Below are 25,024 nucleotides of genomic sequence, written 5' to 3' on the forward strand. Positions count from 1 at the left end.
CCGGCTCTTGAACCGAAGGCCTGACGATGACGATCCGCCATGCAATCTGGAAAGTGGGCCCAAAGCCTGCGAGCCTCTCGTCCTCCTCGCTCGTCAGCGAACAACAGCTTGAGGATATGATCGTCGCAGCACCAGAGATTTTACACGATCAGTGGATGCTTATCGGTCGACAGCAAGACACGGGCTTCGGCGGACGTATCGACCTGCTTGCCATAGCGCCGGACGGGGCACTGATCCTGATCGAGCTCAAACGAAACAAAACTCCGCGCGAGGTGGTCGCGCAAGCGATTGATTACGCCACTTTCGTCGAAACATTGGAGTCTGACCAGATCGCAAGAATCTATGATGATTTTGCGCCAGGGCGAAACCTTGCCGCGGATTTCCAAGCCCGTTTTGGGCTGCCGCTGGATGAGGAGACCCTCAACGAAAGCCACCAGATCGTCGTGGTCGCCGCAGCTATCGACGCCAGCACAACGCGCATCGTTCGCTACCTGAACGAGCGCGATATCGCGGTCAATATTCTCTGCTTTCAAGTTTTCGCGGATGGCGACGAGAAGCTGTTAAGCCGCGCATGGCTGATTGATCCTGCCGAAACCCAGACAAACGCAACGGTCACCGCAAATCGCGAAAAGGAGCCCTGGAATGGAGAGGTCTACGCCTCCTTTGGGCATGACCAAGGGCGGTTGTGGCCGGAAGCGCGTGACCACGGATTCATATCTGCAGGCGGTGGCGCTTGGTATAGCAACTCGCTGAACTTGCTCAACGTCGGGGACCGCATCTGGGTAAAGGCGCCGGGCTACGGATTTGTCGGCGTCGGCCGGGTTAAGGGAAAATCTGTCCCGGCATCAGAATTCAAGCTTCCGTCTCCCGACGGAGACAAACCAGCTCTGGACCTATTGCAAGGCAACTATCACCGACAATTCCAAGATGATCCCGACCGATCCGAATACTTTGTGCCCGTCGAATGGCTACAGACGGTCCCGATCGAACAAGCGGTTCAAGAAGTCGGGATGTTCGGAAACCAGAACACCGTTTGCAAACCTAAGACCCCCAAATGGAGGTCCACGGTCGACCGCCTCAAGCAGAAATTTTCCAATTATGACGCCTGACCGCGCCTTTCGCATTGACCGCCGGTTCACCCGGCGGACAACCGAAAGGGGCAGGCTGAAAGCTTTACCCTCGGGTGACGCGCCACAGCCGCGGCGCAGCACGCGGCCGCTTTCTGGCGCACCCGACACGATTCGAACGTGTGACCTTTGCCTTTGGGGCCTTGCTCCTACCCCTCCCCAGCCCCCTAAGGCCGTTGCCGCCGCCCGGCCAATCGGCTAAATGGACCCTCGAAGCACCCGTAGCTCAGCTGGATAGAGCGTTGCCCTCCGAAGGCAAAGGTCACACGTTCGAATCGTGTCGGGTGCGCCAGATCTTGCTGCGCCGCGCCAGACGGCATGGCGGCATGCGCGGCGGGGTCAAGCCCAACGGATTGCGCCTCAGAGCTTTGCTTCCGTTAAGCCGTTCGACCATCAGCACGCAGCGTCTCGTCGATGACATAATCGACCATCGCGTCCTGCAGATGATATTTGCGAACATGCTCGCGCAGATCCAATGCCATCTGGCGCAGACGCGGCTTGTTGCTCAGTCCGCGCTCGATCACGGCCGACAGACTGCCCGGCGTTACGTCGTACAGCAGGACATGCTCGTGTTCTCGAACGGGCGCGTGACGCTCGACCGTCGGATAGTTGAGAACCGGCACGGTCAGACATTGCGCCGCCTCGGCGGTTCGATAGCACTCCCAGCTATAGCCCGACGGTGACCACGCCAGCCATGCGCTCGAAAGCCGCCGCAGGAACTCGTCATGCGGTAGCCTTTCATGCGGAATATCGACCTTGAGACCCTTGCTTCTCAACGCCTCGAGTTCTGAAAGACCGACACGGCGCACCCACGAATTTTCCGCGACCTCGCCAACGAAAAACACGTCAGATGTCTTTTCCGGAGGTTCGCTATCGGTATCGATCCTTGCTGCAGGAAGCGAAACGGGGCGGATCTTCGCCAGACGTTCGTTCCAGCGCCGATTGCGCCGTATTCGCCGCGTCGGAAGTGCCGGATGGGCCGAGTGGCAGAGAATGTGCCACCGATCGACGGGAAGCTCGCGTTTAAAAGCCGCGGTAGCCTTGTCGAGCAGAAAAAAGTTATGCGAGCCGACGATGAAGGCGTCGTTCATATCCAGAACGGCGATCGGCACGGGAGGCTTCACGAATCGTACCCAGGAGACGCCGAACACTCTTGTCATCGCGGATAGCGGGCGAAGCGGTTGCCGGAAGAAAGCGCGTAGCCAGTAGCGCGGATGCCACGCCGGGCGTAGTGGCATATAGACGATGATCAGGTCGTATGCCCCGCGTCGCGCCTCACGCATCGCCTTGATGAATCGCCAGGGCGTGCAGTCGGCGAAGCCTTTCGCCGCTCGCCCGCGAGGGATCGGACGTTCCCCCGTCCAGAGCACATCCGTCTCTTCCGGATAGATATCCTTGCAGTAGTGCCAGGAGCCCAATTCGAGGATTCTCGGTCTGGTCCTATTTGGGCTTTCTGCCGTCGCACTCACCGATGGAATTCCTTAACAGACGAGGCCAGCTCACAGGAGTTGCAATAGAACGGGTATCGCCATCATGGATTGATGCGCGACACGACATGAATGCAACAAAAAAGCGCGTCTGACGAGGGCGAAGAAGGCTGCAACATGCCCGTTTGCAAGCGTTTTTGGCGAGCTGCCCTCAAGGCGCCTTTTAGCCTCTCCCAGAGCTACCTGCGATCGGACACCGGCTGTTCGCTTGCTGCACCGGCTGCAGCTTCCACAGCACTCGGCGGGGACCGCTGCTCAACCTGTTGAAGGTCGGCGGGCATTCCAATTTTCACTTTCCGCACCGCGACCGCTGACGCGGCAGGATCAGTCGATGAGCGACCCTCGCGCCACCACCCATATTCCATGTCGTCAACTGGGTGCACCACGCGCTGCAGCCACATCCTCTACAGGACATGATGAAGCATGACATCCTGAGCGCGCGGCGGACTGGATCCATATCTGGTTTGTCATGAAGCTGATCACATATCAGGGTGGACAAGGCCGAGTGTCGACACGTCAGATGATCGTCCGAACGGTCAGTGCTGAAGGACAGGCGCCGCACAAGACAATCAACGTCGAGCGAATGCCAAAGGCAGAGCCCATGCCGCAATGCGGCGGGAGCACCATGCCGGTCCTCTTTCAAATCGATCCACTCCAACGACCTTGGTGACAGAAGGTCGTCAACAAGGGACTCCTTTTGAATGGATCGAATTTGACAATTCGCAACGTGACTCAGTCGGCAGTACCTTGTGGCTCGGGCGGGTCCTGATCAGGCGCATCACCAAGCGCCTTTCCCCGGGCGAGACTCCGTTCTTCCTGCACCCTGATATTATGCATCAGAGCTGTGAGGCGACGGCCAGTGATGGGCTGACCATCACCCTGGGTAACGCCCTGCGCAGCAAGGCCCGCAGCAATTTCGGTCCACGTTGCGCCGTCTTCACGGTGCATCCGCTCCAGTTCCCGAAGGTTCTTTCGAATAATTTCAGTCGCGCCGGATTTGATCTTGCCGATCGGCGAATCCTGCCGCTCGGCTTTCAACAATTTCACGTAATCGCGAAGGCTTTTGAGATCGATATCCATGGCCACGGCAATAGTGTCGGTTTCTTAAAACGCCACTTCATCAACCGATGAATAGCCCCTATCGATCTATTATCAAGATTTACGGCATTTAACTCAATGCGCGGATTTACCGATTTGATCTGATAGACTTTGGAGTGAGGCAGCTCGACTCATCTATATTTTTACGAATCAATTTCAATATTCTTCGGGTCGACTTTAATTTGATTGTCTCGCATCTCATTGATCGTGCGTGCGCCATTCTCCATTCTTCGATCAAATCGCCACCCCGTGACGATCGTGAGATGAGCGGCTAGCATCTCGTGACCACACGAAGACCACACCGATAACTACACAACTCCTATGCGCTCTTGTGCACGACATATCGGTGCGGACGGCACCCCGATCATCGTTCGAACGATCTGCATCGTCGTGCGATGAAGATCGACCGTCGGTTGACCGTTTGCGCACACATCTATCTCGACGGCTTCGCGCAAGCTTCGCTTGTTACGCCGCTCTTACGATTTGATTGCCACTGCAGACAGTCATGACCAATGCAAAGATCAGCATGACGATGTCCAAAAAACCGTCGGATTCACAGTCGACCGCTGTGGAAAACGGCAGCCTGTTTCGTGAGCAATCACCGAATTCACACTCCACGCCAAAACCTCATATCGCTGCTGCCGCTGCGATCGACGAGCTTCTGGCCAGCGAAGCGCGGGCGAATATGCAACGCGCTCGCATTTCCACCCGCGAAGAGCCGATCAAGGCAAAGGTGCGCTTCACTGTGCCGCCCGCCCGTATTGTCGCAAGACCGTTACAATCGCCGGCATGGAAAGCTCCATTCTTCTCCTTGGCAATGGTCGTCGGTCTGTCAACGCTCGTTTCCGCTGGCGCGATTGCCTATCTGTTCCTGCGGCCGATGACATCTTCAGCCGTATCTGATGCGGATCTCCGCAGCATTCGCGATTCCGTCACGCAGCTACGACGGCAAGTCGCGGAGATGACCGGCGATGTGGCTAGCAGTCGCGCTGCCGTTGAAGCCGCCCGTACGCAGGCCGCCGAACAGGCAAGCCGCGCAGAAGATCGCGCTGACCGCGAACAAACGGCTCTGGCTGCGAAATTTGCACGCATTGCCGATGAGAAGGCACAAGCGGTACAGGTCGCAGCCACGCTGGCGAATACTGCCGATATCACCGGCACGGTGCAGCCTCAGGCGCAACGGCCAGCAAGTACGTCACGCGAAGTTATTCCCGGCTGGCACGTGCGCCGCGCCTATGATGGCGTCGCAGTGCTCGAGGGGAAGACCGGCGTGATTGAGGTCGTGCCGGGGCAGGATGTCCCTGCTCTCGGGCGGATCCAGGAAATCAAGAACGAAAACAACCGCTGGCAGGTTCTGACCAGCAGAGGCGTCATCCTTTCAGGTCGCTGAATTGATGCCTCGATCTGATTGATCGATACTAACGGCCACGCACAGGCAGGATGCTCGTGACACGCTGGATGACTACCAAGGACGACGCCGACAAGATCGGCAACTTCGGATTCGTATCGAGCGATCCGAGCGCCCTAAATGGCACGCTCTTGAGAGCGGATATCAGTATTGGCCGATGCCGACTGATATCGGACCCACGCAATCGCATGTTGCTGCCCCGCACATGACGAACAGACTCTCGCTCCATATGCCCGCGCACGACAATCAATGCGTTTTTCCGTGTGGTACTGCACTGGTTCAAACCGGTGAAGTCGCGATTGCATCTGTGACGACACGCTGTGAGATAGTTCGATGCAAAAAGGATCCGAAAAATCGTCGTCCTTCATGAATTATCCACTTGTTAGTTTGCTTCAACTGCATGGTTTGCATGCACGACTCTTTGCAAATTTGTGCACCTCGACTACTTGATGATGCGGTATCATCTTGATGACCAGTATGCCGATTCGCGTGTGTGACAACTCGGGCAAGTCCAGCCGATCAAAGCGCCAGATATCGACGATACGGCACGCGATCGACCACTTCCCCCGTTTTGACATTAGCGCTGGTTCGGTTCTGCCACCGACCGTGCACGACCATGAGATGTCATGTCGTGTTCACATAGCGAGAGGGAGCTCTCTGAAACTACGGATGAATGCAAGCCGGAGAATGTGAGCTGACCGCATCACAGCATTGGGTATCCCGTAAAAAGCGACCGGGCCTCCCATTTGCAAGTCAGCGAATCGCTCAAGGGCCCATCCATCCGCTCAAGTAACTGTTGTGTTGCGTCTTCAAGACAAAAATGGGGCGAGTGCGCCTAATTCGACCCCATAACGATATCAAGGCGAACACGCAGGGGATTAAAATGTTTGTTGTAATCGATGACCGAGAGGGCGTCACACAAGGCTATGCGGCCGGGTTTGATCGCGAAGGGGTTGTATCGATTGGCTTCACGTCTACGGACTTTCGCGATTGGCTGGAATGTGCCGTTGGTAATGATTTAACTGTCATTCGGGCCTTTCTGCTGGGCGATTGTCCGGATCGGACGAGCATCCCATCCAGTATCCGCAACAGGTCACGGGCGCCGATCATTGCGCTCAACAGCCTGAAGCACCTCAAGCAGACCATTGAGTTGTTCGAAGCTGGCGTCGATGACGTCGTTCACGCACCGGTCCACGTGCGCGAGATCATGGCACGAACGGCAGTTATTCGCCGCCGTACCATCGATCAGCACGAACCGGCACAAACGAGCGTCATTCGTGTCTTTCTCGATGGCCGCGACCCAGAGGTTGCCGGTCGCACTTTGGTCCTGCCACGACGCGAACTACGCATTCTCGAACACCTGGTCGGGCATCAGGGCAAATGGCTGACGAAGACCCAGCTCTTCAACGCCATCTACGGTCTGTTCGATGCGAGCTTCGATGAGAATGTGATCGAGAGCCATGTGAGCAAGCTGCGCAAGAAGCTACGCGATCATCTCGGCTTCGACCCGATCGAATCGAAGCGTTATATGGGTTACCGATTGGACGATCTGAAGTCTCGTCCCGCTAACGAAGCGCCTGTTTCAAAGGCGAACTAAGGCTCACGCCTTACGCGCAAGAGGACGCCGACCACGGCGTTGGCGTCCACCGCCTCCTCGAACTGCTGTGCAAGACACAGAGCTTCTCGCGCAACGCGAAGTACCACACGTCCACCACGCTAGATCATCGAGCATCACCGTACCACAGCGATGACCACCCGTTGTAGTCTCAGCGGCGAATCTGATCCTTCGACACATAATTGAAATCCTGCACCAGGACTTCCTGCAGCGCCTCCGTCTGCAGACGCTTGTTGACCTGCGCGCGCACCGTCTGCGCGAATTGTGTGAGGTCGTAACGACCGAGATTCTTGAAATCGAGCTTCTGGTCGCCATAGATCATACGGAATGCTTCATCGACGACGAACGGCTCCGGCGGCACCGGAAGCTGACGCAGGACTTTGGCGTTAGCAGTGAAGACGAGCTGGGTGACGATATAGCCCTGAACGCTGCCGTCGGCGATCATCGGCACATTGATCACCTTGACCTTTTCATAGACCAGACCTTCAGGTTGGTCCTGCTTCGCGGGCAATGCAGCCGCAGTCTCCTTCCAGTAGGAGATCCCGAAACTGGTACCCACAGTGACGAGGCAGGCCCAAATGCCCGTGATCAGCAGCTTCATCATTTGCGCTTGCCTGCGATCGCCAGTGAGTAGGTGCCGTCCGATTCCACCTCCTGGATCGAACGCGCGATGATGGCCGAGACCTCACGCACTGCATCGAGATGGATCTGCAACGCAGCTTGATTACGGATCAGGCTCGCACGCAACAGTGTGAGTTGCGGCGTGACGCGCGGATCATTCTTGATGTCCTGAGTCAGCCGCATTGCCCGAGTCAGCTCGAGCAGGCCACGGTTCTTGCGCTGGCTGAAGCCGTCGAAATCCACTACCGCGCGAACCTCAAGCTTCTCCGTCTCCTCGTCGATGGTCGCTTTCAGCCGATCGATCGCGCTCAGCGCGCTGCTTTGGGTGCCGAGCCATTGGCCAGGCACATCGTCCGCCTCGCCGAAAATCGGGGCTTCCTGCGCCGCCGATTCAGGAAGGTCATTCTCAGGCAGGGCCAGAGCCTGCGCTTCGACGGTGATGATTGAGGTCTGCTGTTCGATCTGTTCCATGTCGATCTCTACTGTCATGGCCGGATTCGGCCGTTAGCCTTCGGAAGTTGGAGCCGATGTCGGGCGCGATTTGGCCAGTTGCTTGGCGATGCCGACGCCGTTGCCCTTGGCCATTTCATTGCCGATCTGCTCGGCGAGCATCGAACGCCAGATATTGCCGGCAGTACCCTTGCCGAATACGTCCTCGGCGTCCTTCGGCAGCATCGTTTCCACGAACATCTGCAGCACGAAGGCTTCGAACTTGCGGTAGACCGGATTGCTTCCCTCGGCCTTCCGGATGATCGGCGTTGACGTTATCTCTCCGCCGCTGACGGGGGCAGACTTCGCGCTCTGGGCGGCCTGCCCTGCGGCAAACTCGTCGGCGACCGCAGATGCGAAGTTCGCCTCGCCCGCCGGCGCCATACGCTCGAGCCTCGTTGCCGCGACACGTTGAGCGGCCGGATCCGCCGCCTTCATGACATCCGCAATTAGATCGTTCGATACCGGCGCGACTGTCATGCCACGCTCCCCACAATTGCGAGATTTCTCATCGGTCTACGCTCCCTCGATCGACCGCCGGACGGCCTTGTCGACTTCATCTTCCAGAACCCGCTTTTCATCGGCCCGAACCGTGCGTCCGACCGCCGACTTCACCATCTTCAGCGCATGTTTCAGCTTGCGGCCTTCGTCGCGTGCATGCGCCGCCAGTCTTTCCCTGGTCTTGGCTACGACGCCTTGCTCGATGCTGGCGGCGCGCAGACTCTGGCTCGCCGTCTGCACGGCGAGGTCCGGAAGCTTGCTCTCATCATTGAACCCTTCCAGAATGAGGCGCTGTTTCTCCTCGAGCTGGTTCTCCCGTGCCTGGCATTCCATCAGCTGCCACTCGGCAATCCGGTGCAGCCTGGCCTGCACGGCGGCGATACGGCGGATCTTGCGGTCGCGCTTCTGCATGGTTCGTTACCCGGACAGCCAGGACGCGAAAGCGATGCTGAATTGCAGCACCATTTCGCGACCCGTGAGATAGAGCAACAACAAGCCACCGGTGAGCACGAATGGAATCGAGATGAAATAGACCGGGATACTCGGCGTCAGTTTGTTGGCGAGACCAACCGCGAAATTGACGATGACAGCATAGACGACGAAGGGACTGGCGACCCGGAGTGCCAGCGTAAAGGCCATGGAGAGATGATCTACGAGTTGCGTTAGCCCGCCCTCGGCACTGATTCCGGTCGCCGGCAGCCAGATCTGGTAGGAGCCAACCAGACCGCGCAACAATTCCCAATGCTGGTCGGTCAGAAAGAATACGACCGTTGCAGTCAGCGTGATCAGCGGCACCAGCGCCGGCACATGCTCGCCATCGTCGGCGACACCAGGGAGGGTCAGACCGATCCCCGACGCGACGAATGTAGCCATCGTTTCCAGCGCCGCGAAGAACATGCGTGCAGTGAGTCCAATGACCAGGCCCACCATCAGCTCGGACATGATCAGGCGGAGGAGATCCGGCGCCGTCGCCGCTTCCACAGCCGGCCGGACCGTGGACTCCAGCAGAGGTGTGAGCATCAAGGTGACGCTAATGGCGAGGAACAACCGGATCTGTGTCGGGATATTGACGCGGGAATAGCCCGGCGCCACCATCATGCAAGTTCCGATGCGGCAAAAGATCAGGAACGTGGCCAGAATGGAGACGGAGCTGCTTGCGATCAAGACACAGCTCCGAGCGACATCACCTCGGCCCCCCGTGCGATCTCCACATGCGACAGCACCGGCAGCGTGGGGAACATACGTTCGGTGATCATGCGCACATAGGGGCGGACATCGGGCGGCGCCACCAACACCGCAGTGTCGCCATTGGCAGCCGCCTTGCGGACCGCAACCGACACGTCATCCGCAAATTGCTCGACCAGCCGCGGATCGGCGTCGAATTCCACGATCTCACCCTTGCCGTCGCGCTTGATGCTTTGATGAAAGGCGAGGTCCCAGCGATTGCCAAGGCGGAGCACCTTGAGCACGCCGTTGTCGGCGAAATCGCCGCAGATCTGCTGCGCAATGCGCATCCGCACATGCTCGGCCACATGCTCGGACCGACGCACATGCGGCGCGATCTCGGCGATGGCTTCCAGAATGAGATGCAGATTGCGGATCGAGATCCGCTCGGCGAGCAGTAGCTTGAACACCGCCTGCAGCCCGGAATAGGAAATCTGCGATGGCACCATATCCTCGATCAGCCGCTTGTATTCGGGATCGAGCCGATCGATCAGTGCACGGGTGTCCTTATAAGTAAGGAGCTGGGACAGATTGTTACGGACGACCTCGCTGAGGTGCGTGAGGAGCACCGAGATATTGTCCGCGATCTTGAAGCCGTCCTGTTTGACCTCGTCGATAAACGTCTCCGGAACCCACATCGCCTTCATGCCGAAAGCGGGCTCGATCGTCTCATCACCCGGAACATCGGGCTTCCGGTCGCCGTCAAACAGCACGAGGGATTCGCCAATACGCAATTCGTGATGGGCCACGACGGTGCCGTAGATCTTGATACGATACGACTTGGGCCCGATGGAGAGGTCGTCGGTCAGCTTGATCTCGGGAATAACGAAGCCATATTGGGCAGCGAAACGCCGCCGAACCTTGGCAACACGATGCGCCAGTTCGCCATGAGCATTGAGCATCTGGATCGCAAGCTGGCTACCGACGCAGAGCTCGACATCGGAGGTCTTGAGCAACTCCTTGACGGAGTCCCTGTTCTCGATCTGCGCTTTTTCCTGAACCTGCGCGATGCGCGCCTGCTCGACCTTCGCGCGGGCAGCCTGCTGGCGCGGCAGCGTAAAGCTCATGAAGGCCATGGCGCTGCCAAGCAGCGCGAAGGGCAGGAATGGCAAGCCGGGAAGCAGACCGAGCGCGAACATCATCATCGCAGCAACTGACTGGGCACGCGGATACTTGCCGAGCTGTTTCAGCACCATCTGCTCGGCAGAGCCACGCGTACCTCCCTTGGAAACGAGCAGGCCGGCCGAGAGCGACACGATCAGCGCGGGGATCTGCGAAACCAGACCGTCACCAACCGAAAGCTTGGTGAAGACATCGGCGGCGCGTGACAGCTCCATGCCATGATGAGTGACGCCGATGATGATGCCGCCAAAGATGTTGATGGCGGTGATAATCAGGCCGGCAATAGCGTCGCCGCGCACGAACTTCGAGGCACCGTCCATGGCGCCGAAGAACGAACTCTCCTCCTCCAGCTCGTGGCGCCGACGCTGCGCTTCCTTGTCATCGATCAGACCGGCCGACAGGTCGGCGTCGATCGCCATTTGCTTGCCCGGAATGGCGTCAAGTGAAAAACGAGCGCCGACTTCGGCGATACGCGTCGCACCCTTGGTGATCACCACGAAATTCACGGTAACGAGAATTGCAAAGATGATCAGACCGATGACGAAATCACCGCCCATCACGAATTTGGCGAAGCCGGCGACGACATAGCCGGCGGCGTGTTCTCCCTCACCGCCATGCGACAGGATCACGCGTGTGGTCGCGACGTTGAGCGCCAAACGCAGGATGGTCGCGATCAGCAGCACGGTGGGAAATGCCGAGAAATCCAGCGGCCGCTGAATCCATAGCGACACCATCAGGATCAGCGCGGACAACGCGATCGAGAAGGCTAGGCCGAGGTCGATCAAGATCGTCGGAACCGGGAGCACCAGCATCACCAGAATGGTGACGATGCCGAATGCAAAGGCGACGTCCGTACCGGCCCGCCGTTCGGCCGGCAGGGCTGAAATCGTTACGTCGGCCATGGCAATTCTCGCGCGAATATCATGGCCGCACTGTGCAGCGCCGACCTTGCGTGAAGATGGTGGAGACGATGGCGGCTAGAAGCCGCGTTCGATCCGGCCGTAGAGCACTTCGGTGAAGGCAAAGATGTGGGCTCCCATGAAGGAGCCGGTGACAGCGACCACGATTAACATCACCACGATCTTGGGGATGAAGGTCAGCGTCATTTCCTGTACCTGGGTCAGCGCCTGCAGGAGGGCAATGACAATGCCGACGAACATCGCGGAACCGACCGCCGGGCCGGCGGCAACGATGATGGTCCAGATCGCCTGCTGGGCGATATCGAGGGCGTCGCGCTCGTTCATGGTTCAGCTAATGGTAATGCCGGGCCCGAGCTGGACCTTCGTGCCGTTTTCGAGCGTCGCGACCGCACCGCCCTGGATGATATAGACTTCTTTGATCTTGCCGGTCGTGCTCGTTCCGCTTTCATCCGTGAATGAAGCGGTGCGGCCGATCAGGCCTTCTGCCTGGGTAATCGCGCTGGTCGACAACAGCGTGTCGAGCTTTGCATTGGTCTGAACCGCTTGCTCGACCGACGACAGCTGTGCAAGCTGGCTCATATATTCGGTTGAATCGGTCGGATTGGTGGGATCCTGGTTGCGCATCTGCGCGATCAGAAGCTGCAGGAAGCCATTGTAGTCGATCATGTTGGTCGACGACGTCGTCGACGTCGTGTTTGTTGTGGATTTCGCGGTATCTACGCCGTTGACGATCATCTCGCTCTCCCTTGGTTAGGCTACGACCGGCAGCAGCATGTCGGCGCCGCTCAGGATCGCCTGTTCGACTTCGAACAGAGCCCGTATCTTCCGCAACGCCTCGTAATAGCGCTTCGCCTCGACGAGCTCCTCGATCGCATCGAGGCCCTGCAACAATTCCTTGTTGTCGGCCGCCGCGTAGATCGCGCAGCGCTGATGTCCAAAGACCGCACGCGCCTGTTCGATATCGCTCGGGCTCATCAACATCAGTTGCACGACGAAATAGAGCTGCCGAAGCGGCGTTGTCGCATCGGCGACCTGCATGACCTGGCTTTCCAGCAGGAAAGTCACGTCGTTGATCAGTTCCAGTGTCACCTTGCGGTCGACCCGCAAAACTGCGCCGTTAATATAGATTTTCTCGCCCGATCGCAGCGATATGCACATTGGCTTCTTCATGCCAGCGAATCCCGGATGACGATATTGATCGCAACGAGATCGCTCACGTCCGACAACTGCCCTTCCCGGAGGCGCTCGGCTTCCTTGATGACCCAGAGACCAATCGAAATCAGCTGCGCTCGCAACTGCTCCGGCAGGCCGTTTCGTGGATTCGACAGATCTTGTATGAAGAAGGTCCAGAGATTACGAATATAGAGTAAGGCGTCTGTTTCTTCGGATGAAGCAAGCGCTCCGCTCTGGATTTTCTGAAGTAGTTTAATTCCGTGATTCAGCGCTTGTTGTTCCCTGGATCGCGCCTCGCGGCCGCTATCCTCGATTTCCGCGTCGTAACCTGCCAGTGTCATTTCAATCGATAACCTGTTGCTTCATAGATCAGCCCACCTATCAGAGATAATTGAGGATGCTGAGGTTCTGAATTTGCGCGGTCAGCGCATGCGACATCTCCAACTGATTTTTCAGAGAGTTGACCCGGACGGATGCCTCTTCCGGATCGACCACTTCCATCGCGTTGATCTGCTTGTTGACGATGTCGGTCTGCACCTTGAGACGACTGGTAGCATTTGTTGTCTGTTCCTGCGCGGTGCCGAGGCGTGCGCCGACACTCGCAAGGTCGGACACCGAACCGCCGACCAGCAGCAGCGCCTTGTCGGTAACGGCCTGGAACGCACTCTGATTCAGAGCTTCCAGACCAAGCCCGCTGAGCATCGTGTAGGCCATCGCCAGGTTGCGGAATGCCTTGTCATTGGCGCTGGCGGAGGAATCGACGGTTTGTGTCGTAGAGATGCGACTGCGCATGACCTGATCGGATGCCGAAGACCAGTTCGTTCCCCAGGCCGGATCGTCGAATTCGGTCGCGAACGCATTGTCGAGGAAGTTATTCATGGCGGCGGGGGTGATATTTACGGCAGCCACGTCACCGGGCGGAAAACCAAAAGCGGCAGTAAAAGCCGCATCGATCGCCGTCTTGCTGGCCGAACCGGTCTGATAAGGCGTCATCGGCTGTTGCGCCGTGTTGATGCCGGCGAACAGATACTGTCCGTCCATCGAAACATTGAGCGTCGTGAGAAGCGACTGGAGGTTCGACGCTGCCGGCTGGGCGATGATGACGCCGCCATTTGCCGAATTGCGCGCCGCCAGCAGATCCTTCTGGAAGGACTGTGCCGTCTCGATCAATTGCGAAACACGCTCCTGCGTGACGTCCAGGCGGGCACTCACGAGTGCATTGGTATCGACGATTTTCTCCATATCGAGAAGCTCCGCACGCAGGGTCACGTCGCGACCCGTGAGTGCACCGAGACTCCCCCCGACGTCAGCGAGCCTTCCTGTCGTCGCCTCCTTGGTGGCCTTTGAGATCGCCACCTGGCTTTTCGACGCAGAGATGCGCAGGGTGGTCGAGATCGAGTTCGATGAAATGAAATTTGTAGCCATATCGATTACCCCACCGCCATCAGAAGTTCTTTCAGCATGTCGTCAATCGTTGAGATCAGCTTCGACGATGCCGAGAAAGTGCGTTCGACCTGCAACATGAAGGTCATCTCATCATCCATGTTGACGCCATTGACGTTCGACAACGCATCGGCGCTGCGCTCCAGGAGCGTCTGGCTATAGGTGGCGTCGTCGCCGACGCTCTTGCGTTGCGATTCCAGCCAACTCACCGAGGAGCCGGCAAAGTCGACGAGGCTGCCGCTAGGCTTGCCGAGCGCGGCCGGATCATAGGTTCGGGATGCCGCCATGCCATCGACGACGCCTTGAATGCGGGCGAAGAAACCCGCCTCACCGCCGGCATTGTAGACGTAATTAACGCCATTGATCCCACCATCGCGGATCAGGCTCGGATTGCCGCCAAGGGCCTGATCGACCAGGGCCGTCACCTTGATCGTGCCGGCGAGTCCGGTATTGATCACGCCCGTGGTCGGCATTCCGGGTCCACCGGCATAGGTGAAGAGGCCGGTTTGGTCTGGTCCAGCGGCAGCACTCTGATCCTTCTCGGCAAAAATCTCGATCACGGCGCGCGCAACTTCGTCGAGCTGATTCTGATAGGTCACCATCTTGTCGTCGCGAAGCGTCGCGAGACCAGCGAGCTTGCCGGAGCCGATCGGCATGATCGCGTTAGCGCCGGTAACGGGAACGCCATCGATGACCACAGCGTTACCCGTTGTGGCGGCCGTGTAGGAATTTGTCGGAGCGAAGGTTACGGAGCGAGCGGTACGCTCGAACAACGTGACCCCGGAATCCGTATAGACAACCATGTCATTGTTCGCGCGGGTGGCAAACGTGATCCCAACCTCCTGGGACAGCTTTGACAGGATACTATCGCGCGTATCAAGGTAGTCGGTGACGTCGGAGCCGGAGATCGTTCCCTTGATGATCGCCGTATTGACCGTCTCGAATTGCGCCAGAAGCTGATTGATATTCCCGACCGACGTCGCCATTTCGGCGTCGGCATCCGCGCGAACAGTCTGCACGGTGTTGGTCGAATCGTTCAGCGATGCGGCAACATTTTTGGCCGCCGTGACGGCGGAATTCGCGAACGTTACGTTATCCGGCGCCGATGCATATTGCTGCAGGGCGCTTTTCAGCTTGGCCAGTTGCGCCGCGGCAGACTGATCGAGCTCGGGGTCGTCGATGGTGACAGCCGCAACCTTCTGCAGACCGTTATAAAGGGCATCCTGCTGTGCGGTGTTCGATACCGCCTTGACGACATTGTTGAACAGACCGGCGCTGGCCGCCCGCTGAATACCACTGACATAGACACCGCTGCCCGGCTGGGAAACGATCAGAGCATTCTTGCGGGAGTAGCCGTCCTGATGCAGGCCGGCGACGTTGCGCGAGATGACGGAAGACTGGACGCCCGACGCCATAAGCGACGAGCGGGCCGAATTGAGTGCGACCGTAAGTGACATTGGAGACTCCCGTCAGTGATCCGCGCTGTGCGCTAGCGCTTCAGGTTGACGAGTACGTCGAGCAGGTCTGCGCCGGTCTGGAACACCTTGGAATTCGCGGTGTAGCCACGCTGCGACTCGATCATCGCCGTAAGCTCGTTGGCCAGATCGACGTTGGATGCTTCGAGCGCCTCCGGCTTGATGGTACCGAGACCGCTATTGCCCGCGAAATCGACCTGGATGTTGCCGGAGTTGGTGCTGATCGAATAGACATTCCCGACTTCGGGCGAGAGATTGTCGGGACTCGGTACCGTCGCCAGCGGGATCTTGTAGCTCGCGATTCGCGTGCCGTCGTCGAAGATCGAATACATGGTGCCGTCTGAGCTCACCTCCACACGGTCGAGCGCGCTCGGCGCGTTGCCGTTGGTCGTGGCCTTGAACTGGAACTCGTCCGCGACCTGCGTCATACTCGACATATCGAAAGTGACGGGCGAGCCGCCCGGGATTGTGAAGGCAATCGAGGTCGGGCTTGCGGCAGCGAGGCGGCCCTTGCCGGTGGCGCTAACGTCGAAGGTAAATGTCTGGGTGGTGCCCAGCTGCGACCCGGCTGCATAAGGGAAGCCGCCGCCTGCTGCCGCGCCTGCGCTGTTGTAGATCTGCACATCCCATGTATTGGCGGCTGTCTTGAACATGTACATGTCAAGTTTCACCGCATTTCCAATATTATCGTAGGTGATGACCGACGTTTTCGACGTAAAGTTCGGCGGTCCGGCGCTGATCGCAGCATTGGAATCCAGGTTGGCGCTACTGATACCTGCCTGGGTCGTCGGATTTCCCAACAAGGACTGTTGCGCGATGTTTACGATCTCGAGATTGCCGAGGCCGTTGGCAACGACGTTCGGCTGTGCACCATTCTTGATGTTGTAGCCCATCAGATAGTAGCCACCGGTATTGTAGAGATTCCCCTGGCCATCCGGAACGAAAGAGCCAGCGCGCGTGAGGTAAGGCGTGCCTCCTGCGTCGCTGACAACAAAGAATCCGTTGCCCTGGATCGCCAAATCGGTCGCGGACGTCGTGTAATTCATCGTACCGGGATCAGAGATCGCGTAACGAACCTGCGTCTCGACACTACCGGAATTGTAGTTTCCGGTTCCGCTGCGAAGGATAAGGGAGGAGAATTCCGTCGAGGCGCGCTTGTAGCCCGTGGTATTCACGTTCGCGATATTGTCAGCGACCGTCGCCAGTTTGTTCGACTGCGCGTTCATGCCGGAGCCGCCTGTGCGCATCACCCCATACAGACTCATCGATTATCCTCCGTTTCACGTGTGAGGTATTAGAATTGAAGTTGCTTGTGCGAGGCTGATGGTTATCCACAGGGTCATCGTGACGCAGTGCGTTCCGCGCAGAAGTCGCGGGCCTTGCTCGTCCATGACCCAAATCCGCTCGCGACCAAGCTACCAATGACGCTGCAGATGTAGCGTTTCTGGCCGACGACATTGGTCGGCCCGGCATTGTAGCGCGCGACGGCCATGGTCCAGTTTCCCTCGCGCTCACGCAGATCTTTCAGAAATCGTGCGGCGTAGTCGACATTGCGCGCCGGATCGAACATCGCCTCCACGCTGGGAAACTTCTCGCCGTGATAGCGATGATTGATCTGCATGCAGCCGAGGTCGACCAATTTGGCGCCCTTGCTTTTCTCCTCGGCGAAGCGCGCAACGGCATTGCGCAGGTCGGTGGCCAGCACAGTCCTGCCATCGACATTGAGCGCATAGGGATTCAGCACGCCCTTGCGCCCGGTCTCGCTGAGACCGACCGCAAAGAGAACGCCGAGTGGCACATTGTGGCGGCGTGCCGCGCGCGCCATCTCCCGTTCGCACGGTCCCTCCGCGCGAGCGTCAGTCGCAGCGCTAGATATACACAGTGCTGCTGCGAACCCGATTGCTGTTCTGATCCTGCTGCCGCTCTGACGGCCTTGGCGATTGCTCATGATCCTGCCTGTTATGCCGTGCGCCGCTCTGCCCATCCCCGGACGACCGGCCCGAAGAACCACCATCCGCCTGCGATCCGCCCGGCGACGGCAGCGAAGAACGTTGATCGGACGGCGCTTGCTGTTGCTGCTGACCGTTGTTCAGATTTGCGTCAGGGGTGCGGGTATGATCGATCGCCGCGATGTCAAACGTGTAACCAGCCGACTGCATGGCGTCGGTGAGCACGCCGCGCTCCTGCCGCAACATCTGCGTGGTCTCGTAGCGATCCGCAGTGAGATGAATCTCCACGGAATCGCCGGCAAGCCGCATCTTCACGGTGACGGAACCGAGATTGGGTGGATCGAGTTCGAGCGTCATCATGCGCACCGGCCGGCTATCCGCAGCTTTGTTCGTTTCGAGCCCCGGCGCGTCAGCCGCGCGAGCCCCTTCAGGTGATGCGACGGTCACCAGATCGGTCGCCATCCGATCGACGATCTTCTGCAGCGTCGTCACCTGTTGCACGGGTTCGAAATGCGTCTCTTGCTCACGGACGACCGCCTTCGCAACCGGAAGCGGCTTGGTATCCGTCGTCTCGACCGCCAACGTAAATCGTTGCGTGGCAGCCGCATCGGCGTCAGGCACGTCGGCCGTTGCGACCTGAATGAGCTTCGCGGGATCGCGCGGAGCATCATCGGTCTTCACGTCCGGTACCGAGATGCGAGACGCCGCCTTGTCATCGCTTGGCAAAGGTGAGTGTGCGTGATCGAGTTTGGCCATTACCGCGCTGAGCGCAGGATCCGGTCCGCGCCAGGGTGCAGATTTTGTCGCGCCCTCGTCGCCCTTCGTGGCCTTTGAATCGTCATCATCGGCTTGATCGTCGCTGGCGTTTGGCTTTTGCGCGACTTCACCCGTCAATTCCGCGAGGACGGATGCCGCATCAAGCATCGGCTTTGCGTCAACGATTTTCGCGTCATCAGCTATCTTGGCGACATGCGGCGTGACTGTTTTGGTCTCCTTTGAGACCAAACGGAGCTGCTCGCGAAAGTGATCGGCCTTCTCCTTGCCGTCCTTGGCATGGGCACCGCCGTTCAATCCGCCTTTCGCCCCGGCCTTTCCCGCCGCTGTCTGGCGAAGCGTTGCCATCAGGAGATCAGCATTGTTCATCGGACCTTCTCCTTTAATTGCTCCTGCGACGCATCGAGCAGCTTTTGCGCGCGATCGACGGCGGCAAGGGAGCGGCTGAAATCGATGCGCGGCCGCATGGCCGTCTTCGCTTCGCTGCTTCCGTCGCTCTTGGCCTTTGCCTCCGGCAGCGCCTTTCGAACATTCAGTCCGATGGCAAGCGCCGCGGTTTGTAGTTCGACGTCACGTTCGGACAGTTTTGCCTTGTCGATCTGCTCAAGCTCGGCGATTGCCGCACTGTGTGCCGATGTGGCAACGCGTGCCGCGGCGCGATACAGGCGCGCGCGCACACGCTCGGCGCTGTCATCATCGGACAATGCGAATACACGGTCCGCGGCGAGCACCGTCATTTCGGTCTTGCCACGCACCAGTGCCGTTCTTGCAATCAGAAGATAGAGCGCACGCTGGCTCGCCCGATCGAGATGATCGAGCACGGCGACAAGACGCGGGAAACGATCGGGGCGCTGTACGAAGCTGAAGCGTGCCACAGAGAGCGCAAAGCGCTGACGGAAATTTCCCGCATAGATGGAATGCCGATATCGGCGAAAGTAGCGCACCGCGAGGGCTTCAAACTTGTCGAAGTCGTCGTCCTGTCCGACGATGAAAATCTCCCGGCGCAGTGCTGCTTCCTCGACCAGCGTGCCCGGCATCATCAGCCGCACCTCGTCAAGCAATGCGATCGCGACCTTCAGGTCGTCCTGCGCAACCAGTGCCGATTGCACCAGCGCAATCTCCGCGCCGAGCGCCGCAGGCAGACTACGTGGCTTGATATTGGCGAGCTTCGATTTCGCTTCGTCTGTGCGCCCTTCGACATAGGCGATGGCGCCGTCGACAATGGCCTCGTCAATATTCAGCACGTTGCGAGAGCGAAGGCTCGCGACCACTTGCGGAGACCCGCCACTCAGAAGGAAGGTGACAGCTGCGCGCGAATTGCGCGGCTCCTTCCAAACGGCAGCATCGGCTTTCAGGAAGTTCTCACCCAGGCGTTTCAGCAGGGCGGGTTGCGAATTGTGAGCGTCGAGATCGCCGCGCGCGATCTGATCTTGCAGCATCTGCAATGAACGAACCATCTGATACGGCTCGCGCATTTGGTCATCGGCCGGCTGCGCATGTGCACTGCCGAGACAGACTAAAAACGTTACTGCAATGATCCGGGCGCTGGTCATAGCACGGGAGCACGGATCAGAAGCTCGATCCGCCGGTTCTGCGCGGCAAGCGGGTCGTTCTGAATTTTCGGCCGACGGTCCGCATAGCCCTCAATGCGCTCGACCCGCGCGGCGTCGAGGCCGCCGCGCACCAGCATGTGATACGCCATATGCGCACGCGCGGTCGAAAGCCGCCAATTGTCATATTCCGACGTCCGATAGACGCGGCTATCGGTGTGACCGCGCACGATGACCTGGCCGCGGTTCTGCGCGATCATCGGCGTGATCTTGTCGAGCGCACGAACGAGACCGGGCGTGGGCTCGGCCGAGCCATTGGCAAACATTCCGTAATTCACGTCGTCTGTCAGATTGATCAGAAGTCCTTCGGGGGTTTCCCTCACTTCGGCCACCGGACGCGCCGGTCCAATGGCGGCCAGCGCCGCCGAGATCGCGGCCTGGAGCTTGGCGGCGTCCATCGGCTGGGCCTTTTCGGCCTGGGCGGGCGCCTTGTCAGGCTGCGCTTGGGATTTGTCGGCCGGTGCTGCGGTCTTGTCAGCCTGCGCCGGTTGCGGGCGACCCGCTGCCGGATTGGACTTGTCGCCATCGTCGGCAAACAACCCGGCGGGCTTCGGTGCCTCCTGCTTGTCGGGTTTCGCGGGAGTTAAATTCGATCCGGACATTTCCTGACCCGGGGTGCCGGTGGCATCAGGCTTGGCATCGAGCGGGCGCGGCTCCTGACCCTCGCTCGCCGCGGCAGCGACGTCCTCACCGAATGGAAGGCTGCCGGCGTCCTTGCGCCCCGAGAGCTTCTTCTCAAGCGACGAGATCGACGCCATCGGCCAGTTGATCGGATCGAAGGGGTCTCGATAGGCCTCTCCGCCCTTCAGTCCTTCCTTACGATTCGGGTCGAGCGCCGCGCTGGTCTGTCCCGGACGCGGAGGACCGCCGGCAATCTCAGACAGCACCGCATAAGGATCGCGAAACAACGTCGCCTCGCCATAGCGCGGTTGTGGAGGCTGCGGACGCGCAAGCGCATCGGTCGGCTGACCTGGCTCCGGATGCGGCCACTTGCTCTCGCCTTCCACGGCCTTGCCGGGGTCAACCCTCCGGGCGTCATTGATGCCCTTGCGATCCGGTGTTGAGTCCGTCAGCTTGATCGGATTGAAATAGGTGGCAACGCTCTCACGTGTTTCCTGATTGGTGGCATTAATCAGCCACATCACCAGAAAGAACGCCATCATCGCCGTCATGAAGTCGGCATAGGCGATTTTCCAGACACTGTTCTTCGTCTCGCCGCTCTCGAGCGAACTGCGACGGCGGATGATCACTATTTCTGGCGGAAGCGGATCGGCCATCTCAGCTCTGGACCGCCATCTTCAGTCGTTCGGTCCAGACCTTGAGCTGAGTCTCGAGCACGATCTGATCAACGACAATCGACGCTTCCGCCTCGGGGCCGGCACGCAATTCCGATGCGATTGCGCGGACGCCGAGCTTGCTGCGGATCAGTTCGAGCAACTCCGATGGGCCTGTGATGCGCAGGACCGGGCGGCGGCTATCGGTTGTAATCGACGACAGATGCTCGATGAATGACGTAACTGCCTGTTTCTGCACGGCGTTACTGATGAGCGGCTCGAGGAGCCGAGCGGCTACGCCGGCGATTCTTCCCTGCAACTGGTCGCCCATTTCGGCGATATCGCCGGCGAGCTTAGCCGCGGTCTCGTTGAGCAGTTGCTGCCGTTCTTCGGCGGCCTGTGCCGCAAGTGCCTGCTTCTCCTGCTCAATGCGCCGTTCGAACTCGGCGAGTGCACTCGCATAGCCTTCGGCGCGACCGCGCTCATAGCCATCCTCCTCCTGCACGAGAGGCGGCTTTGGCTGCATCTGCGGCTGCGGTTGAAACGACGGTTGCTGCTTTGCCTTCTGCAGAAGCGGCTGATGTTGCGGCTGCACGCTGGAGTGATGCAGATGGTCGAACGGAACGACGCGGCTGCGTGTTTTCGGCGGCTCCGGTCGATCGAAATCGGCGATCAGACGTGCGACTTGCTCTGCGCTCATACCGCTTCCTCTTGTCTGATCCATTGTTTCAGAATCGCTGCCGCCTGCTTCTCATCAAGCTGGATGATCTGTTCCAGCCGCTTCTGTGGCGTATTCTGCATACTGCTCGAGACATCCTGGATAAGATTGGGCGGAGCCTCGCCTCCTGACAGCGCCGCGGTCGCCATCGTGCTGCCGCCACTGAGCAGCGCATTCGTCTCCGCCTGGAACTGCGTTGTCTCGTCAGTCTTCGCGCTGGCCAGGATCGTATTGATCGCGGGGCGCAGACCGAACCAGATCAGCATGCCGGCCACGGCTAGAATGGTGATGGCACTCACGAGACTGCCCGCTTGGCGCATCATCACCTCTGTGAAGGTGATCGACGGCACCGGCGCGAGATCGCGCGCACCTTCCATGAATTCGACCGCCGAAACCTGAATCTGGTCGCCTCGCGGGCGATCGATGCCAGCTGCGGTCGCAGCAATCTGCGAGATCTCCGCGACCTTGGCTTCGATCGCAGCATCGCTCACCTTGTCGCCAAGGCTCGCAATGAGACGCGGCCGGTTGACCAGAACGGCAAGGAACATCTTGTTCACCACGAAACCATCGCTCGTGGTCGTCACCGTCTTCGACGACACTTCGTAATTGGTGATGTCTTCGCGGCGCTGCTTCTCGTCATTCTGATTCTTGGCGCCGGTCGCATTGACCTGCTGATCTGGCAGATTCTGCTGAACGGTCGTCGGCTGCTGACGATCGAGGCTTTGCGACGTTTCCTTCTCTCGCACAGCGCGCACAGAACGCTGCACCCGCGAATCCGGATCGTAGACCGTCTCGTTGGTCTGTTTCTTGTCGGTCGACAGCTGGGTTGCAACGCTGACCTCGAAATTATCCAGCCCCAGATAGGGCGTCAGTGCCCGGCTGACATTCTCCTGGATCGAGCGGCTCACAACCTTCTGCAAGTTCGCCATCGTGGTTGGCGTTGCCCCGACGCTGCCGCTGCCGTCATCATCCGAGAGCAGCGACCCGTCGCTGTCGAGCACGGTGACCTTGTCCGCGGTCATCCCCGGCACGGCCGCAGCCACGAGATGGCGCACCGAACGTGCTGTGCGTGCATCCGCCGGACCATCCGTTCGCAATACGACCGAAGCCGATGGCGGTGACTGCTCGCGCCGGAACGAGCCACGCGCAGGCATCACGATATGGACGCGCGCAGCCTTGACCCCTTTGAGAACCTGGATCGTCCGCGCAATCTCACCCTCGAGCGCGCGCACACGCGTGATTTCCTGCATGAACGACGTCAGGCCGAGCGAGCCGATCTTGTCGAACAGCTCATAACCGCCGCCAGTGACGCTGGGCAGGCCCTTGTCGGCCAGCAGCGTACGCGCCTGCGCCGTCTGTCCGGGACGAACATAGACGGTATCGCCCGCCGTATTCAGATCGAAAGCGACGTTGGCGTCGCGCAGCACCGAGCTGACACGCGTCACGTCTTCACGGCTGAGACCCGAATAGAGAACATTGTATTCCGGCCGGCTGATATAGTATGCGCCGCCGCCAACACCGCCGAATACAGCAGCGCCGACCACCGCGAGCAGAATGAGACGCTTCGTACCCAGCTCAAGCAGATTGTTCCAGAGCTTCTGCGCGTGCTCACGATTGACCATAAATACCCCTGCCCACTTCCGAATCGATCATCGATTGTGAAGCTTGTCCGAGGGTTACGGAGAGCCGGAAAGCGAAATGGCCGCGACCTTGATTGGTCGCGGCCATTCCTATTCACGATACGAGAGCGATTAGCCGCGGAACAGCGAGAGGATGCTCTGGCTGCCGGCGTTGGCGATCGACAGCGCCTGAATGCCCAGCTGTTGCTGCGTCTGCAAGGCCTGGAGGCGGGTCGATTCGGCGTTCATATCTGCGTCGACGAGTTGGCCAATACCGCGATCGAGCGAGTCGGTCAGGGTTTTCACGAAGTTCTGCTGCAGGCCGATGCGGTTCTTGATGGCGCCGAGGTTGGTGGCGGAGTCAGTGATCTTGGCCAGTGCCTTGTCGGTACCCGCAATGTAGGTCTCGAGCTTGGCGAGGTCCGCCGCGTTGTCGGTGAGCTTCGAGATGTCCATCGACGAAACACTGAAGGTTTCCCAGGCAGTGCCGGTATAGGCGTCCATGGTGCCGTCGAGAACGCCCTTCTTGGAGTCGAGGGGCGCGGCAAGCGCGGTCAGTGTGACAGCGGCGCCGAAGCCGGCAACGCTGGCATCGATCACAACGTTGGCGTCGTTGCGGCTCTTGAATGCGAGCTGCGTGCCATTGCCCGCGATACCGACCGTGAGACCATCGATGCCGAGCGAGTTGATCGCCGCGGCAACGTCATTGATCGACGACCCCTTGGCGATCGAGACGTTGATCGCCGCAGCGGCACCGACGGTCACCGTGATGTTGCCGCCGACGTCGGTGGCAGCAGCATAGGCCGTGCTGGTACCCGTCGGGAACGTCTGGGCAATATAGGCCGTGTCAACATTCGCGTCGTAGAGCTTGATCGCATTGAGGTCGACCGAGAGCGTGTCAATCTGGACGGCGCCGCCGGCGCGGGAGAACGACGACACGACGCTCTTGGTCGCGTTGTAGCTGGCGCTGCTCGAATCACCCGAGATCCAGTTCTCACCGTTGAAAACCGCGCTGTCGGCGGTGTTCTTCAGCTGCTTCTGCAGTTCGGTGATTTCGCTCTGGATCTTCGCGCGGTCAACGCCCGGCGTACGGGCAGCAACCAGCTTGGCCTTGATCGACGACACGACGTCAACCGTGGCGCTCAGGCCGGTATACATGGTGTCGATGGTCGCAGCGCCGAGACCGAGAGCGTCCTGTACGGCGCCCAGAGCCTGAACGTCCGAACGCATCGTGGTGGCGATCGACCAGTAAGCGGCATTGTCCGAAGCGGTCGACACGCGATAGCCGGTCGAGATGCGGTTCATCGTGGTGGAGAGGTTGGCATCGACCGAGCGCAGGGTCTGCAGCGCGGTCATGGCCTGGGAGTTGGTCATCAA

25 protein-coding genes and 1 tRNA gene are annotated in these 25,024 nt (G+C 59.4%); 4 read left to right on the plus strand and 22 right to left on the minus strand.

Going from position 1 to position 25,024, the window contains the following annotated elements:
* Positions 1-26 precede the first annotated feature (26 nt).
* Together SFY93_RS02355 and SFY93_RS02360 are read left to right on the plus strand one after the other, a co-directional pair.
* Positions 27-1,109, plus strand: coding sequence for an endonuclease NucS domain-containing protein (locus SFY93_RS02355; protein ID WP_320445934.1), 1,083 nt, complete (start codon positions 27-29; stop codon positions 1,107-1,109).
* A 233-nt stretch (positions 1,110-1,342) separates the two neighbouring features.
* A tRNA-Arg gene (locus tag SFY93_RS02360) sits at positions 1,343-1,419 on the plus strand.
* A gap of 85 nt (positions 1,420-1,504) precedes the next feature.
* Here SFY93_RS02360 and SFY93_RS02365 read toward each other — a convergent pair.
* The gene (locus SFY93_RS02365) at positions 1,505-2,596 is read right to left on the minus strand and encodes a glycosyltransferase family 1 protein (protein WP_320445935.1); all 1,092 of its coding nucleotides are present in this window, start codon (positions 2,594-2,596) and stop codon (positions 1,505-1,507) included.
* 750 nt (positions 2,597-3,346) lie between these two features.
* Positions 3,347-3,694 carry a hypothetical protein gene (locus tag SFY93_RS02370; protein ID WP_175369203.1) on the minus strand — a complete coding sequence of 116 codons (348 nt, stop codon included), beginning with the start codon at positions 3,692-3,694 and terminating at the stop codon, positions 3,347-3,349.
* Positions 3,695-4,217: 523 nt separating this feature from the next.
* Here SFY93_RS02370 and SFY93_RS02375 point away from each other — a divergent pair.
* On the plus strand, positions 4,218-5,102 hold the full coding sequence (locus SFY93_RS02375; protein WP_320445936.1) for a hypothetical protein: 885 nt from the start codon (positions 4,218-4,220) through the stop codon (positions 5,100-5,102).
* Positions 5,103-6,003: 901 nt separating this feature from the next.
* Complete coding sequence (locus SFY93_RS02380) at positions 6,004-6,717, plus strand: response regulator transcription factor (RefSeq protein WP_116659879.1); 714 nt, start codon at positions 6,004-6,006, stop codon at positions 6,715-6,717.
* Positions 6,718-6,886: 169 nt separating this feature from the next.
* Here SFY93_RS02380 and SFY93_RS02385 read toward each other — a convergent pair whose 3' ends face one another.
* From SFY93_RS02385 to SFY93_RS02480, 20 genes are all read right to left on the minus strand, one after another.
* A complete protein-coding gene (locus SFY93_RS02385; protein ID WP_089263453.1) occupies positions 6,887-7,339 on the minus strand; it encodes a hypothetical protein in 453 nt (150 codons plus the stop codon).
* Complete coding sequence (locus SFY93_RS02390) at positions 7,336-7,827, minus strand: hypothetical protein (protein ID WP_320445937.1); 492 nt, start codon at positions 7,825-7,827, stop codon at positions 7,336-7,338. The genes SFY93_RS02385 and SFY93_RS02390 overlap by 4 nt, the downstream gene beginning before the upstream one ends.
* Before the next feature lie 33 nt (positions 7,828-7,860).
* Entirely contained in the window at positions 7,861-8,325 is a 465-nt protein-coding gene (locus SFY93_RS02395) for a rod-binding protein (protein WP_093757656.1), read from the minus strand.
* Between the two features lie 36 nt (positions 8,326-8,361).
* Positions 8,362-8,757 (minus strand): hypothetical protein, encoded by a 396-nt coding sequence (locus SFY93_RS02400; RefSeq protein WP_320445938.1) that lies wholly within the window; start codon positions 8,755-8,757, stop codon positions 8,362-8,364.
* A gap of 6 nt (positions 8,758-8,763) precedes the next feature.
* Complete coding sequence (fliR, locus tag SFY93_RS02405; protein WP_320445939.1) at positions 8,764-9,510, minus strand: flagellar biosynthesis protein FliR; 747 nt, start codon at positions 9,508-9,510, stop codon at positions 8,764-8,766.
* The gene (gene flhA, locus SFY93_RS02410; protein ID WP_320445940.1) at positions 9,507-11,594 is read right to left on the minus strand and encodes a flagellar biosynthesis protein FlhA; all 2,088 of its coding nucleotides are present in this window, start codon (positions 11,592-11,594) and stop codon (positions 9,507-9,509) included. Before flhA ends, fliR begins: the two co-directional genes overlap by 4 nt.
* Before the next feature lie 75 nt (positions 11,595-11,669).
* Positions 11,670-11,936, minus strand: coding sequence for a flagellar biosynthesis protein FliQ (gene fliQ, locus SFY93_RS02415; RefSeq protein ID WP_089263448.1), 267 nt, complete (start codon positions 11,934-11,936; stop codon positions 11,670-11,672).
* A 3-nt stretch (positions 11,937-11,939) separates the two neighbouring features.
* The gene (gene flgD / locus SFY93_RS02420) at positions 11,940-12,347 is read right to left on the minus strand and encodes a flagellar hook assembly protein FlgD (RefSeq protein ID WP_089263447.1); all 408 of its coding nucleotides are present in this window, start codon (positions 12,345-12,347) and stop codon (positions 11,940-11,942) included.
* Between the two features lie 15 nt (positions 12,348-12,362).
* A complete protein-coding gene (gene flbT, locus SFY93_RS02425; protein WP_120288068.1) occupies positions 12,363-12,770 on the minus strand; it encodes a flagellar biosynthesis repressor FlbT in 408 nt (135 codons plus the stop codon).
* Between the two features lie 8 nt (positions 12,771-12,778).
* Positions 12,779-13,126: a flagellar biosynthesis regulator FlaF gene (gene flaF, locus SFY93_RS02430; protein ID WP_068729866.1), complete on the minus strand. Its 348-nt coding sequence runs from the start codon at positions 13,124-13,126 to the stop codon at positions 12,779-12,781.
* A 40-nt stretch (positions 13,127-13,166) separates the two neighbouring features.
* Entirely contained in the window at positions 13,167-14,210 is a 1,044-nt protein-coding gene (locus SFY93_RS02435) for a flagellar hook-associated family protein (protein WP_320445941.1), read from the minus strand.
* A gap of 5 nt (positions 14,211-14,215) precedes the next feature.
* Positions 14,216-15,685, minus strand: coding sequence for a flagellar hook-associated protein FlgK (flgK, locus tag SFY93_RS02440; protein ID WP_320445942.1), 1,470 nt, complete (start codon positions 15,683-15,685; stop codon positions 14,216-14,218).
* A 32-nt stretch (positions 15,686-15,717) separates the two neighbouring features.
* On the minus strand, positions 15,718-16,968 hold the full coding sequence (locus tag SFY93_RS02445; protein ID WP_320445943.1) for a flagellar hook protein FlgE: 1,251 nt from the start codon (positions 16,966-16,968) through the stop codon (positions 15,718-15,720).
* A gap of 74 nt (positions 16,969-17,042) precedes the next feature.
* Complete coding sequence (locus tag SFY93_RS02450) at positions 17,043-17,528, minus strand: transglycosylase SLT domain-containing protein (protein ID WP_093757664.1); 486 nt, start codon at positions 17,526-17,528, stop codon at positions 17,043-17,045.
* Between the two features lie 43 nt (positions 17,529-17,571).
* The gene (locus SFY93_RS02455) at positions 17,572-18,795 is read right to left on the minus strand and encodes a flagellar hook-length control protein FliK (RefSeq protein ID WP_320445944.1); all 1,224 of its coding nucleotides are present in this window, start codon (positions 18,793-18,795) and stop codon (positions 17,572-17,574) included.
* Complete coding sequence (locus tag SFY93_RS02460; RefSeq protein ID WP_320445945.1) at positions 18,792-19,979, minus strand: chemotaxis protein; 1,188 nt, start codon at positions 19,977-19,979, stop codon at positions 18,792-18,794. Before SFY93_RS02460 ends, SFY93_RS02455 begins: the two co-directional genes overlap by 4 nt.
* Positions 19,976-21,313, minus strand: coding sequence for a MotB family protein (locus SFY93_RS02465; RefSeq protein ID WP_320445946.1), 1,338 nt, complete (start codon positions 21,311-21,313; stop codon positions 19,976-19,978). The genes SFY93_RS02460 and SFY93_RS02465 overlap by 4 nt, the downstream gene beginning before the upstream one ends.
* Before the next feature lies 1 nt (position 21,314).
* The gene (locus SFY93_RS02470) at positions 21,315-22,010 is read right to left on the minus strand and encodes a hypothetical protein (RefSeq protein ID WP_320445947.1); all 696 of its coding nucleotides are present in this window, start codon (positions 22,008-22,010) and stop codon (positions 21,315-21,317) included.
* Positions 22,007-23,650, minus strand: coding sequence for a flagellar basal-body MS-ring/collar protein FliF (fliF, locus tag SFY93_RS02475; protein ID WP_320445948.1), 1,644 nt, complete (start codon positions 23,648-23,650; stop codon positions 22,007-22,009). Before fliF ends, SFY93_RS02470 begins: the two co-directional genes overlap by 4 nt.
* A gap of 129 nt (positions 23,651-23,779) precedes the next feature.
* Positions 23,780-25,021 (minus strand): flagellin N-terminal helical domain-containing protein, encoded by a 1,242-nt coding sequence (locus SFY93_RS02480; protein ID WP_320445949.1) that lies wholly within the window; start codon positions 25,019-25,021, stop codon positions 23,780-23,782.
* Between the last annotated feature and the right edge of the window lie 3 nt (positions 25,022-25,024).

The organism is Tardiphaga sp. 42S5, from assembly GCF_034044155.1.
GTDB classification, from domain to species: Bacteria; Pseudomonadota; Alphaproteobacteria; order Rhizobiales; family Xanthobacteraceae; genus Tardiphaga; species Tardiphaga robiniae.